General features: G+C 60.9%; 9 protein-coding genes and 1 pseudogene. 2 read left to right on the forward strand and 8 right to left on the reverse strand.

From position 1 onward, the window contains the following. On the reverse strand, positions 1-1,891 hold a 1,891-nt coding region (locus tag PMI31_RS01685; RefSeq protein WP_008015809.1), incomplete at its 3' end, for a multiheme c-type cytochrome. 287 nt (positions 1,892-2,178) lie between these two features. Here PMI31_RS01685 and PMI31_RS29615 point away from each other — a divergent pair. Next, positions 2,179-2,490 (forward strand): annotated as a pseudogene (locus tag PMI31_RS29615) (glutamine amidotransferase); the annotation flags it as partial. 141 nt (positions 2,491-2,631) lie between these two features. Here PMI31_RS29615 and PMI31_RS01690 read toward each other — a convergent pair. The 7 genes from PMI31_RS01690 to PMI31_RS01715 all read right to left on the reverse strand — a co-directional run bounded on the left by PMI31_RS01690 (position 2,632) and on the right by PMI31_RS01715 (position 9,792). After that, positions 2,632-3,255 (reverse strand): eCIS core domain-containing protein, encoded by a 624-nt coding sequence (locus PMI31_RS01690; protein ID WP_008015810.1) that lies wholly within the window; start codon positions 3,253-3,255, stop codon positions 2,632-2,634. Positions 3,256-3,361: 106 nt separating this feature from the next. Beyond that, positions 3,362-3,619, reverse strand: coding sequence for a hypothetical protein (locus PMI31_RS01695; protein WP_008015812.1), 258 nt, complete (start codon positions 3,617-3,619; stop codon positions 3,362-3,364). Between the two features lie 316 nt (positions 3,620-3,935). Beyond that, entirely contained in the window at positions 3,936-4,340 is a 405-nt protein-coding gene (locus tag PMI31_RS01700; RefSeq protein WP_008015813.1) for a DUF6632 domain-containing protein, read from the reverse strand. 428 nt (positions 4,341-4,768) lie between these two features. After that, complete coding sequence (locus PMI31_RS01705; RefSeq protein ID WP_008015815.1) at positions 4,769-7,201, reverse strand: hypothetical protein; 2,433 nt, start codon at positions 7,199-7,201, stop codon at positions 4,769-4,771. Between the two features lie 2 nt (positions 7,202-7,203). Beyond that, positions 7,204-7,947, reverse strand: coding sequence for a protein-L-isoaspartate(D-aspartate) O-methyltransferase (locus PMI31_RS01710; protein ID WP_008015816.1), 744 nt, complete (start codon positions 7,945-7,947; stop codon positions 7,204-7,206). Between the two features lie 433 nt (positions 7,948-8,380). Further along, positions 8,381-8,638 (reverse strand): hypothetical protein, encoded by a 258-nt coding sequence (locus PMI31_RS30640; protein ID WP_157213253.1) that lies wholly within the window; start codon positions 8,636-8,638, stop codon positions 8,381-8,383. A 50-nt stretch (positions 8,639-8,688) separates the two neighbouring features. After that, positions 8,689-9,792 carry a helix-turn-helix transcriptional regulator gene (locus tag PMI31_RS01715; protein WP_008015817.1) on the reverse strand — a complete coding sequence of 368 codons (1,104 nt, stop codon included), beginning with the start codon at positions 9,790-9,792 and terminating at the stop codon, positions 8,689-8,691. A gap of 236 nt (positions 9,793-10,028) precedes the next feature. On the opposite strand from PMI31_RS01715, the gene PMI31_RS29405 reads away from it, so the two are divergent. Next, positions 10,029-14,175: beta strand repeat-containing protein (locus PMI31_RS29405; protein WP_008015819.1), on the forward strand; the 4,147-nt coding region annotated here is incomplete at its 3' end.

Genomic DNA, 14,175 nt, shown 5'->3' on the forward strand with positions numbered 1-14,175 from the left:
CGGCATTGCGGCCGCTGGCCTGGTACAGCATCGCCAGATTGAGGTTCGCTTCGGCGCGTTCGAGCAGATTTTTCTGTACCGTCTCGTATTCGCCGATGGCAGCATTCCAGCTGTCTTGGGCCGTGCCCAGGCCGTTGCGCGCCACGCTGAGCAAATCCCGGGCGGCGGCGATGCGCACGGCCCGCACCGGGTCACTCAACAACGGCGTCAGCAGCGGCGCACGCTCGGGTGGCGGCAGGAAGGCGCTGAGCGTATGTATGGCGCTCTCACGCACTTGAGGCGCCGGGTTGTTCAGGTCCCTGCTGGCCAGTTTCAACGCTTGTTCGCTCGGAAACAGCGACAATTCGCCGAGCAGCGTTGCGCGCTGGATTGCCGGCAGATTGCTGCGTTGCAGTTGCTCGAACAACGCCTGCGCTGCGCCCGGTTGACCGCTGCGAATCAGCCACAGGCTTTCGTCGTACCGAGGGGCTTGTACCGCGCTGGCGTTGGCGGTGTTCCACAGCTTGAACTGCTCGGTGACCTTGTCACCGGCCTTGCCTTGGTGGCAGGTCAGGCAGGCATCCGGTGTACCCAGCTTTTTCGCCCGCTCGGGGTTGGGAATGCTGAAGCTGTGGTCATGCCGGAAGTCGTTGCCCATGTAGAACTTGCCGGGCATGTGGCAATCCACGCACTGCGAACCCGGTTGGCCCATGGTGTGGCGGGTGTGTTCGATGGAGTCGTAGTTCTTCGCTTGCAGGCCCTTGCCGTCGACGCCTTCCACGGTGGTTTTGCCGGCGGTGTTGTGGCATTGCAGGCACAGACCGTTGCCTGGCGCCTTTAGCTGCGTGCTGTGCGGGTTGTGGCAGTTGCTGCAGCGCACGCCCTTGTCGAACATTTTGCTCTGGGCGAAGGAACTGTGCTCGAACACCTCTTCCTTGATCTTGCCGTCCAGCGCGTACAACTCGCGGGTCAGGACGCTCGGCAGGTAGTCGTCCATCAGCCGTTTGCCAACCGTGTAGCCATCGTCCAGGGGCGCGCGGCGCGAGTGGCAGCGGGCACAGGTTTCAATTTCGACGGTGGCGTTCCTGTCCTTGAGGTCGACGGCAAATCCGGCATGGATCAAATCGCCTTTCTTTGCGGTCCATTCCAGGTGGTTGGAGGCAGGACCGTGGCATGCCTGGCAACCGACACCGAGGCTGTTCCACTGACTGTCTAAGGTGTTTTTCGCCGCGTCGAAATTGCGCTTGTAACCGGTGGTGTGGCACTCGATGCACATGAAGTTGGCGTTCTGGCTCGGTTTGCTCCAGTGCAGCGGGTCCTTGAAGGTCACGCCCTGGCCCGGATAGAGGTGAAACCAACGCTGCTTCTCGGTATCCCAAGCCACGTTCAGCGCTTGCAAGCGGCCGTCGCCAACCTCGATCAGATACTGCTGCAAGGGTGCGATGCCAAAGGTGTAGGCGACTTTGAAATCCGCGTTTTTGCCATCAATGCCGGGGGCGTTGACCCAGAATCCGTCGTCCTTGCGCGAGAATCGGGTGGTCTCGTTTTCTGCTTTGAAGATAACGTTGTTGAAATTGCCCAACATCGTCTCAGCAGTCGCTTCCTGCATCGCCAATTGGTGATGCGAGCCCTGCCAGTCCTTCACCTGCTCACTATGGCAGCCCTGACACTGTTGCTCATTGATCATTTTCGCCGGAGCGACGGCCACGGGTTTAGGTTTGGCATCTGCGGAGCGCGGCTCACTGGCCGGTACGTAGGTCACCGGTATTGGTTTGCTGCTGAACAGAAACCAGCCGATGCCAACGCTGGCCAGAATCAACACACCGATGAGAACGGGATACAGGTAGCGAAAGATCGAGGTCGGAAGCGAATCAGGGTTAGAGTTCAGCGCTTTCTTTTTATATTTGGGCATTGCGACTTCCATAGTCCAGGTGCGTTTGCCCTCAGGCGCGCGTTCAAGCTCTATGCAGCTTTGCCGGGCGGACAACGTCTGTCAAATGACCGTTGTGATCCTCTTCGTGACGCTGGATGGATTATGCCGTTTTTCTTTCAAGCCTTGCGCTGGTCAGTAAGGTACGCGATACAGAGTCGATTACGAAACCGAAGAAAATCCAGTTCGACTAATCGAGTTTGCGTCCATGAATTCACCTGGGTGCACTTCGTTTGAAGGTGTTGATCTTGCTGCAAGGGGTTGTCCGGCTTGCCACCAGGCGTTCAAGTGGCGCGACAATTGCCGGTATCTGTGGGGGAACGCTGGCACTTGCGAGGGCCGGGCTTCTCGACACGGTTCCTCATACCTCGAACAGCGCTGAATTTTTACAACAGAATGCCGCAGGTTATGACGGGTCCACGCTTTATCGAAGCAGCCAAGTCGCTGTGGTTGCTGACCGCATCATCACTGCTCCAGGTCCTGCCCCCGTTAGCTTTACCTGCGCAGTGTTCGAAGCTGCCGGGTTATCTTCAGAGATCATTTCGCAGTTCAGATCATTGTTGGCAGCGGAACACGGGTGACCGCTTCGTCCTGGAAAAACAGCCGATCGGGTGATGTGTTCGAGTGTCCGCTCTTTGGCTTTGCGGACGATCAAAAACGTCTACACAGGTTCGTTTCAAGTCACTCACCCTTGATAGCTGACCAGGTTAAAACCTTTGAACTCAAGGATGCCGAGGAGGCTCTGACTGGACCACGCTGGCTCTTAGCGCTCTGGCTACCTGGGTTTGAATCTCGTAGGCAGGCGCCTCGACGGCGGTGTAATCACGGGTATAGCGCGTAGAAAACTCCCGAACACCCCATTGCAGGTACTGCTGCACGTGCTTCAATTCATGCGCCCACAGCACGACGTTGTTAAGTGCATCATCGGCACTGCGAAAGACGATGATGTCTATAAGGGTGACTGCAGTCACATCGGGATTCTGCAGCATGGTGTTTGCGGCGTTCAGCTCCACATCATCGCCTACCTTGTAGCGAGCCGAGTCAAGCACTTGAATGTCATAGTAGGGTTCGAGTTGGGCTCGGATATTCAGCGGGATTGTCTGAATATCGCCAGTGGCCGCGGTGTTGCGCGATTGCACAATCCAACTCTGTAATCCAGAGGAAGCCATTTGGTTCATGCTTTCAAAGATCGCCCCCGTTTCCTCTTTGGAGCCCGGAGCACAAAAACAAGTGACCACGCAGACTTCGTACTGCCCTTTTGGGCAGGCGTAAACAGAAAACGAAGTGCCAACGGAAAAAAGCAGTACCGCCAAGCGGAAAACTTTACGCAAAAAGACAGCTGACAATTGGTTCTCCCAGAGGTAGTGGCGGTCGGCAGGTGATGCTTCTGGTATCCAGCCACGCCTATGACCGCTGCGACCACCGTTTGTTGCCTTAGCCCGGATTCATCCTTCAAGGCTCCCGACCCTTTTCGTCATCCGGGCCGATCACCGTCTTGCCGATGCGTGCATTGAGCAGCCTCTGCACGAACGACAAACCCAGCAGCGGACGGATGAAGTTGGCGAACCTGGCGCCGCGAATCATGCCGGCAGAGCCCGGTATGAACACCTCGATGTTGGGAATGCCGGTGGTGTGCCAGGCCGTGGAAACGTCATCCCAGGGAATGGTCATCGCCAGCTTCTCGCCGTCGCCGAAGTCGATACGACGCACCTGATAGGCCAGCGGTGCGAAATTGCACCTTACTTGACCTCCCGTTTGCGTTGCATATGACCACCCATTTGCATTCGACCTGACCAGTCATGTGCACCGTATTTGACCAGCAAGATTCGTGGAGACATGACCGGCAGAAACCGACCCAAACCGGTCAGTCGTGACAGGCAGAAAACGCTCCAGGCTGTGAAAAAACGCGGGCACAGTCTTGAAGACTGCGTTGCGACGTAAAGTCTGTCGGCGTTGGTTGATCAGCACACCAAAAATTTGCGTAGAAACGCGATTTTCGTCCCGATCCTGACAGTCAATCCTGCTCTTAGGCCCCATTGTGTGTCCGGGGCCGAGCGGCCAATTGCGAGCGGGGCGTCAAGATGGCCAAGGCAACCGCCACGATGAAGAGCGCCGGCACGTCACCTGCCAAGTGCCCCATTTGTCCCGGCTGGGTGACCGACTGGACGGCCATGATTCCTCCGTGTACGGCGCTAGACCACACGGTGAACCAGATTAGGCTCAGATTGGCTAATGGCTCACGTGCGGCCAGGATCAAGAACACGCCAAGTGTGGCGTAGATGCCAACGATCATCATCGGGTAGTCCGAGTGACCGACGTGCCAGGCCCAGCCGGACGGCCAGAACAACATAAGTGGGTAGAGAGCAAGGCACGCGAGGCCAGCCAAAACTAGAACGACGCGCAAATACCTGAGGCGATCGACTACGGTCATGGCGGACTCCTCTTTGGGCCTAACTCTAAATAGACCCCAAGTGGGGTGATGACGCCTTCACGGGCTTGGTGGATAACATTCCTTGTTCTGTCGTCTATCCCTGACTAGGCCGGGCATTGTGACAGTCGGGTGACCGCTGAAGAGGTTTATACACCATGGACGGAAAGCCCAATCTGCTCTATCAGTTCCGGCAGTAGACCAAGCATAGCTACTCATTTGCTATCGCTCCGTCCACTGGCTGCTTTTGGCCGGTTTCTGCCGGTCACCACCGGCAGCTATGGGATGAAAGCCACCTCTTACGACTCGGCTGCGTCGGCCAAAACCAATTGCTTGCGGCACGGCGAGACGAGTGAACTGCGGCAAGCGGTGTTCCAACAGGCCATTCGTCTCACCAGGGTCTGTTGACGTTTCGCTCCGAACCGCCGCGATCAGGGAAACATGACCGCCGCCGCGAGATACAGCAGCAACGCCAGCAGCAACACCACGGTGAAACCCAGGTGGATCGCCAGCAGGGTCGCCAGCACGGCCGCCACCACCGATACGCTGGCGTTGACGCCCCAGGCGATCGGCACCAGTGCTTCGGCGCGCGCGGAGACGCGCCCGAGTCCGAGCGGAAACGGCATGCCCATGGCGAACGCCAGCGGCGCTACCAGCGCGGCGCAGATGCCGAACCTGGCGAGGGTCTGCACCGGCGCCAGCAACTGGAACAACGGGGGCAGGACGATCAGGTAGAGCAGGACGATCGCGCAGATCGCCAGGACCGGACGCGCCAGCGGATAACGGGGCCCCACACCCGTTCCAATGCCCCCTCGCCGCCGGCCGGAGTAATGGCTGCCGAGGCCAGCGAAGATCAGGAACGCGCTGAGCGTTACCGCCACCGAATACAACGGGTGGCTGAGGAACAGGGTGAACTTCTGGATGAAGGCGATTTCCACGAACATGAAGGCGAAGCCGATGGCTGCGAAGTAGGACACGACCCGAAGTTCGAACCTGGCCAAAGCCGCATTTCGAGAGCGCCGCTGGCGCCGCCGCGCCACCCATAGCGGCGCCAGGATCAGCAGCACGGAGACCACGCCGGACTGCAGCAGCGTGGCGATCAGCACCGGATAGCCCAACTCCAGCATTGACAGGCCGCCCTGCGCCTTCAGCGCCAGCAGTTCCGGCAGCGAGCGCCACTTGAAGAAGTGGAAGAAATACGGCCGATCATCCGTGGTCGGCCCCACGTCGAACTTGTAGCGCGCCAGGAACTCCGCGCGCTCGCCGGACAGCAGGGCCTGTGCCGCGTCGAAGAACCAGGGCCGGTCGAGCAGGTTGTAGCGGTTCGCCTCGGTCACGGTCATCCCGGGGTAGTAGCCCAGGTCGAAGGAGCGCGCCCGGCAGAACTCCCGCAGCACGGCGATGCTGGCGTCGTCGAAATCCCTGTTGCTGACCAGCAGCGTCGCGGTCTTCCAGCCGCGGATCATGACGATGCGGCGCGCGGCGCTGGCCTGCCCGTCGCGCTCGATGGCCACGGCAGCGGTGGCCAGCAGCCTGGGAACATCGCGCGGCGGCAGGGTGACCCAGCGGGTGATGGCCAACAGGCCGCCGGGTGCGAGATGGCGCAGGTACTCGGTGAAGGCCTCCACCGTGTACAGGTAGTTCTCGGACAACGCATGCAGGCCGCCCGAGGCGGTGCCGAAGGAGTCCAGCAGGGCGATCTGGATCAGGTCGTAAGGCTCGTTGCGCGAAGCCACCAGGCCGCGCGCCTCGCCGATCAGCACACGGACGTTGGGCCCGCTGTACGGCTTGCCGGAGAAGTCGGCGAAGCGGCGCTGGACCAGATCGATCACCTGCGGGTTCAGTTCGACGGCATCCACCGCGCTGGCGCCGTGGTAGATCGCCTGCAGTACATCGGCGCCGGCGCCGCTGCCCAGCACCAGCACGCGGGGTTGGCGCAGCAGGTGATAGGGCAAAGCCGAGGTCAGGTAGTCCAGGTAGGCGAGCGGCTCGCGGCGCCCGTCATAGCGGTTCAGCACGGAAAGGCCGTCGCCGTCGGTGAAGATGGCCAGTTGCGCGGGCGGTTCCTGAGTCGCGTTGAGGCTTAGGCCCGGCGCGTGGCGCAGGGGAATGGTCGGGCTGTCGACGACCGTGAGCAGGCCCAGCGGACTCCAGGTCTGGGCGATTGCGCGCGCATCCTTGATACGCAGTGTCTGGCTCAGTTCCTTGTACTCGGAGGGCGACAGGGCGATCCAGCGCCCGGGCACGCCGGCCGGCACCGCGACCGCCGCCGCCAGCAGCAACGGCACGAGCCAGTGCCTGTGCCCCGTGCAAGCCATGCCGGCCAGCGCCCCGGCGGCGATGCCGGTGCCGCCCAGCAGCCGCAGTGCATCGACGGGCGCCAGGGCGAACAGCGCGGCGACGATCGCCAGGCTGCCCACGCCGGCTCCGAGAATGTCGAAGGCGTAGATCCGGTGAATCTGTTCCTGAAAGCAGGTGAAGGTCAGGCAGATGCACAGCGCCGCGCAGAAGAACGGCACGAACAGCAGCAGGTAGATCAGCAGCAGGCGCGCCGGCTGCCGAGCGTCCCAGAGGATCTCGAGGGGATTGAACGGAACCTGCTGGGCCAGGCTGAAGCAGGCGATGGCGCTCAGCCCGAACAGCACCGCGCCGCCGATGAACACACCGTGGAAGCGCGGCGCCAGTACCGGCCGCGCCAGCGCCACGGCGGTACCGGCAGCACCGTAGCCGAGCAGCGCGACGCTGATCATCATGTAGGCGAAATGGTGCCACTGGATGATCGAAAGCAGTCGCAGCAGCAGTACCTCATAGCCGAGCGCGGAGGCAGACAGCAGCGCCAGGGCGAACAACGGCGGCGCATACATGCTCAACCGCCTCCGACCAACGGTACGAAGCTAACAGGCAGCACCTGCCGGGTGGACACACTGCCATCGCCGGTCTTCTCGATCAGCAGCAGGTACTGGACCATGAACGGCGCGCCGACCGGGATTACCATCCGCCCGCCGGCCTTGAGCTGGGCAATCAGTGGCGGCGGCACATGGCTGGCGGCGGCGGTGACGAGGATGGCGTCGTAAGGCCCGTGCTCGGGCCAGCCGTGGTAACCATCGCCCAGCCGGGCCTGCACCTTTGCATATCCCAGCCGGCCCAGGCGCTCCCCGGCCTGCACTGCCAGCGGCTCGATGATCTCCATCGTGTAGACCGCCTGCGCCAGCTCGGCGAGGATCGCCGCCTGGTAGCCCGAGCCGGTGCCGATCTCGAGTACCACGTCGCCCGGCCCGACCTGCGCCAGGTCGGTCATCAGGGCGACGATGTAGGGCTGGGAGATCGTCTGGCCGTAGCCGATCGGCAGCGGCCGGTTCTCGTAGGCGTAGGGCACCTCATCGGGCGGGACGAACCGGTGGCGTGGCACCCTGGCCATCGCGGCCATCACCGGCGCGGCAAACTCGGCCCTGCCGGTGTCGTCGCGGGTAGCGGACGACATGTTGGCGATCTCCCGCACCATGGCGTCGCGCAACGGTACGAACGGGTCGTCGGCATGCAGGCCGGCAGATGCCAGCGCCAGAGCGATGGCAGGCGCCAGGATACGCGTCAGGAGCATCACCGGCTTCACAATGACTCCTCCGCCTGAGGAATAATCGAATCGTATGGCCGGCGGGCTGACTCGGCAAGCCGGGGGTGCCGGCAACCAAACCAGGCTGCGGCGACTGCCTGAGTAAATATCGCAACCCGTAACTGCACTGATAACACCCAGCCAGTTCGAGCGGGTGATACAAAAGTGAATGCGATTGTCAGCCAGTGGCCGTTATTTGCCTGTCACGACCGTAGCCGACTACTGTTGGATGCGAAGAGTCGCCCGAGCTTGTATTAATCAGAGATTGTTCATTAGCGACGTGCCCGCGAGAGGTCGACTGGCTCACCGGCATTGCCCCACACGCCCTCAAACCTGAAATGGCCTTTAGATTTCTGTGCCTGCCTCTCATCTCAAAAAACATCGATTTTTTGAAATCACACCACCCATGTATTGATTTAAATCGCGCAGATCTTCAATCCTCCATGAGTACGGCGATAGCTTTACGCAATTCTCTCGCAAAATTTCTGATACCCGTTGAATCAAGTCGTTTTCCAGGCGCATCCCAGTGACCGCTTTGGGCTGTGGATTCAACCGGTCGACGCAACAGATTGGCTAACTCGCCACCAAACGACAGCGCCTGGAAGTATTCAGGCGGAACACCGGATAACTCGAGGCCGGGGTGAGCTTGGAATCCGCAGCGTCCATAGTCGCCAGGATCGACTAATACCATGCAGCCGGCTGCCCTCTCCTGTAAACGGGAGAGGGGACCAGGCCAGATGCCTAGACGTGCAAGCGACCGATCAGGCTGACCAGGTCGGCCTGGCGGCTAGTGTCGGTCTTGCGAAACAGCGCGCGCAGTTGCGTGCGCACGGTGTTGATGGACACGCTCAAACGAGTTGCACAGTTTTCCGGCGTGAGTCCCTGAGCCAGTAGTTCAGCCAGGCGCTGTTCGGCCGGCGTGAGTTGGAATAGCTCGGCCAGCAGCTGAGATTGTGGCTGGTTTTCCAGCAGTGCCAGCAGCACCAATGGTTTTTGAAAGTGGCGGTTGAAGGCCACTTCGGCCGGTACCGGCGTGACCAGCAGCTCCTGCGGCTGGGTAGGGTTGAGGCACAGCCAGCCGGCGCGGCGCTTACCGTCCTTGCCGGCGGCGCGGCGGATCAGCGCTAGCAGGTGGGTGTCCTGACTCTTGCTGTGCAGGCGGTTGAAGTGTTCATAGAGCGGGAAAGTGCTCTGGCCCATGTGTCGCGCCGCCATCTGGTTGCAATAGAGTACGTGACCGTCGCCGTCCAGCAACCAGAGCGGGGCGGGATGGTGGTCCAGCAGCAGGTCGCGTGTGGCCAACTCCAGTTCCAGGCGGTTGACCTTGTTGGACAGCTTGGCGGCCTTGAGCAAGTGCGGGCTGACCCGCAGCAGCAAGGCCTGCTGCTGGGCGGTTGGCAAGGGCGCTCCGACCTCGTTGAGCACGGTCAGGTAGATGCCCGATTCGGCCTGTTCTTCCAGCTTGACGCAGGAGAGGTTATGCAGCCCGAAGGGGATGTAGAACTCCTGATAATAAGGGTCGCGCCGAATGCGTTCGGGACCGAAATCCATGAGGTCGTTGTACCACTCACCCACTTTGTGGGAGCGGATGAGGACAAGGCCCGGATCCAGATTGCAGTAGTGGCGGTTGTAGACGTCGATCGCGGTGGGGTCGCACAGGTTGAGCGTGGTGGAGGCGTGAGTACCGCTTTTGCGGTAATCGGTGAACAGCAACAAGCCCTGCTGTCGCCCGCTGGCCGCGACCAATAGTTCGAGCAGTGGCCGCCAGGCGGAGTTGTCCAGCACGCACTCATAACAAAGGACGACCAATTCGTCGTAGGCCTTCTGTTCATCCAGTCGTGGCAAGGGCAAGCCTCCCTGCTAGCGGTTGGCGTAGCGCCGTCTGACTTGCGGGCGCTACGTCTTCATATGGCGCATGGTCGAGCTTTCTGCAATGCCGGTGGTCGGGAAAGGGGCTTCTGAATGGTTCGATTATCGGACGAAAGGCTTATCTGATCATTCAAACGGATGAGGGAGAAGGGGGGACTGCGAACTAAAGTCATGACACCGTTAAAAATCTCGGACGTATAAGGGGTTAGGTCATGGCAATCATCAATGGTAATGAAAACGCCAATACTCTGACGGGCGGCTCTGCGGCCGACACCCTCAATGGTCTGGGCGGCAATGACACACTCTTTGGCAACGGCGATAACGACACTTTGGATGGTGGTACCGGCAATGACCTGCTCATCGGCGGACGCGGCAGCGATACTTACCGCTTCGGCCTGGGTTATGGCTTCGATGTGATCGACAATTCCGGTGGCGCCAACAGCGACGTCGACACCATTCGGTTAACTAACCTCAACGCGAACCAGGTTCGCCTGACCCGGATCGGTAACGACCTGGTGCTCAGTATCCTGACCACTGGCGAAACCCTCACAGTGAGTCAGCACTTCCTCGATGCAGACCACGCGATCGACCGAATTCAGTTTGCAGACGGCAGCCGCTGGAGCGCCAGCGATATCCTGGCCAATCTTTTTTACCCGCCTGTCGTGCCAACCAATGGCGCTGACGTCATCAACGGCAATCCCGGTGATGACATCCTCCTGGGCTTGGGTGGCAACGATACATTGTTGGGTAATGGCGGCAATGACACGCTCGACGGTGGCAGCGGCAATGACCGTATGGAAGGCGGCGTGGGCAATGACACCTATGTGGTCGATGCCGCCGCCGATGTGGTGGTGGAAGCGAACAACGCCGGTGATGATCTGGTGCAGGCCAGCATCAACTACACCCTGGGCAGCAATGTCGAGCGCCTTACCCTGACCGGCAGCGCCAACATCAATGGCACCGGTAATGGGCTGGACAACACCCTCAATGGCAACACGGGCAATAACATCCTCGATGGTGGAAGCGGTAACGATCTGATCCAGGGCGGCGATGGTGACGATACGCTGCAGGGCGGGGCGGGGAATGACATCCTCAAGGGTGATGCTGGCAACGACCTGCTCGATGGCGGCGCTGGCAACGACAACATGGCAGGTGGCAGCGGCAACGATATTTACATCGTCGCGCAGGCCGCAGACGTGGTGTCCGAACTACCCGGAGACGGCATTGATACCATCCGGTCCTCGGTAAACTACAGCCTGGGCGCCAACCTGGAAAATCTGGAGCTCACTGGCAGCAGTAACCTCAATGGCACCGGCAATGCCCTGGCCAACAGCCTGACGGGGAACACCGGCAATAACCGCCTCGATGGCGGCGCGGGGGATGACGTGCTGGCTGGCCGTCGTGGTAGCGACACTTACCTGTATGGCAGCAATTATGGTAACGACGTGATCGATAATAGCGGCGGTGCCGCCGCCGATGTCGATACGGTGCAACTGGTTGGGCTCAACAGCGGCAACATGCGTTTTGTGCATGTCGGCAACGACCTGCAGATGGTCGTGCTCGCCACCTCACAGACCCTGACCCTGAAAAATTTTTACCTGGGCGCCGATTACGAGATCGACCGGGTGCGCTTCGATAACAACGTCGTCTGGAACACAGCCACGCTCAAGGCGGCGGCCACCAGCCCGGTCAACGTTGCTCCTACCTCAACCAATGACAGCCGGACCACACTGGAGGACACGCCGGTCATCCTGGGCAGTGCCGACTTCGGCACCTACAGCGACCCGGAAAACAGTCCGCTTGCAGCGGTGAAAATCACCGGTCTGCCAACGCTCGGCAGCCTGCAGTACAACAATGGCAGTGCCTGGATCGCAGTCGTTCAGGACCAGGTCATCAGCAAGGTCGACCTCGACGCCGGCAAGCTGCAGTTCGTGCCGGCCCCCGATGGTAATGGCAGCGGCTATGCCAGCATCGGTTTCAAGGTCAGCGACGGCACGGCGTTCTCGATCAATGCCAATACCTTGAGTGTCAATGTTACCCCGGTCAATGATGCGCCAACGGTCAGCGGCCCGGTCACTTTGTCGGATGGCACAGAAGATACTGTTTATACAATCACAGCCGCACAACTGCTGACCAATGCCAGCGACGTCGATGCCGGCGACAGTCTGAGCGTGCAGAGTATCAGCGTCGACCCGGCTGACGGCTCGATCACGGCCAACCCCGACGGCAGCTGGATCTTCACCCCGGCGCTGGATCGCAACGGTTTGGTGAATTTTGCGCTAGTGATTGCCGACAGCGCTGGCGCGACGGTCGCCACTTCGGCCACCCTCAGTCTCGCAGCGGTTGATGATGCTCCCACCGCAGTGGCCACGGTGACTGCGCTGAGCGATGACAGCGGCACCGTCGGCGACTTCCTCACCAACGTCACCAGCCAGACTGTGAGCGGCACTTACACCGGTACCCTGAACATTGGCGAGGCCATCCAGATATCCGCCGATGGTGGCATCACCTGGGTCAATGCGGCGGCCGATAGCGCCACCCATAGCTGGAGCGCCAGCGGCGTCACCCTCACCAGCAGCGGTACCAGCTTGCTGGTCCAGACCATCAATGCCGCCGGCAACAGCAGCGCCGGTACCGCCCACAGCTACACCCTCGATACCAGCGCCGATGTCGGTAACGACCTGAGAGTCGTTATCGCCGACAGCCTGATCAACAACGCCGAGAAGACCGCGGTCGCCTACAGCGTGACGGGACTCGACGCGGATGCCAATGCCGTCGTTACCTTCAGCGACTCGACCAATAACCACGTGCTCGGCGTCAACGGCAGTGCCGACCTGTCCAGTCTGAACGATGGCCCGATCAGCGTGTCGATTGTCGCCACCGATGGCGCTGGTAACAGCGCCAGCTACAGCACCGGCAACCAGACCAGGAGACTGACGTTCGATGATGTTCTAATTGGCCCGTTGACCAACCAGTACCTGGGACTCGGCGTCACTGTTTCTGGCGCTACAGTCGTTGGAGCTTATCAGACAATATGGTCTGCTCAATCAGGAACGAACCTCTCTTATTCTGAATTGGGCCTGATGATCTTCACCTTCAATTTGGCCATTACCGGCAATATCCATTCGGTGTCGGCCTATGTTTCCGGTGAAGTGTCTACCGGTCTTTTCGCTTACAACGCCTCGGGCGTGCTGATAGGGCAAACGGTTTTGTCGTCTTCGGCAAATAATGAACTGTTGACGGTGACTTCCCTCGGTGACCCGATCGCACGGCTGGAGATCCACGATGGCGGCGCAAGCTTCGCGGTGGATGACCTTGCCTTCACAAACATCGGCGGGCTCACACTGGACACTACCGCCGACACGGGTGGTGACCTGACGGTGTCGCTGGCCGATTCCCTTATCAGCAATGCCGAGAAAACGGCGGTCGCCTACACGGTTACCGGCCTCGATGTGGGTGCCAGCGCCATCGTCAGCTTCAGCGATGGCAGCCAAAGCGTTGTCGGCGTCAACGGCAGCGCCGACCTGTCCAGCCTGAGCGATGGCCCGATCAGTGTGTCGGTAACGGCCAGCGACACGGCTGGCAACACCATCAATGGCACCGGTAGCACACTCACCCTCGACACTACCGCGCCACTGGTGAGCGCCCCGGTGACTTTGGCCGGTGGCAGTGAAGACTCCGCCTATACCTTCAGTGCCGCGCAACTATTGGCCAACACCGGCGACATTGGCAACACGCCGAGCGTGAAGAGCGTCAGCGTCAATCCGAACGACGGCACGCTCACCGACCATGGCGACGGAAGCTGGACCTTTACACCGGTCGCCAACCGCAATGGTGCAGTGACGTTCAACGTGGTAGTCACCGACGGCGGCAACGACGTGGCGACCTCGGCCAACCTCAACCTGGCAGCGGTTAATGATGCACCCGCCGGCGACGTCATCATCAGCGGCAACGCCACCGAAACCCAAACGCTGACCGCCGGCAACACGCTGGCCGACGTCGACGGCCTGGGTACGGTGTCGTACCAGTGGCAGCTGTCGGCCGACGGCAGCAGCAACTGGACCGACATCGCCGGCACCACCAGCAGCACGCTGGTGCTGAGCCACGCCTTGCTCGGCCAGCACGTGCGCGTGCTGGCGCGCTACACAGACGGCGGTGGCACGGTCGAGTCGGCGGCGAGCGCAGCCACCGCCGCGGTCGCGCAGCTGGTCAACCTGTTCGAGGGCGACGCCAACAACAACGTGCTCGACGGCACAGCCTACCAGGACGTGATTCGCGGCTTCGGCGGCGCCGACATCCTCAACGGCTACGCGGAGGCCGATACGCTCGACGGCGGTGACGGCGACGACACGCTGAGCG

Source organism: Pseudomonas sp. GM55, assembly GCF_000282395.1.
GTDB classification, from domain to species: Bacteria; Pseudomonadota; Gammaproteobacteria; order Pseudomonadales; family Pseudomonadaceae; genus Aquipseudomonas; species Aquipseudomonas fluorescens_CC.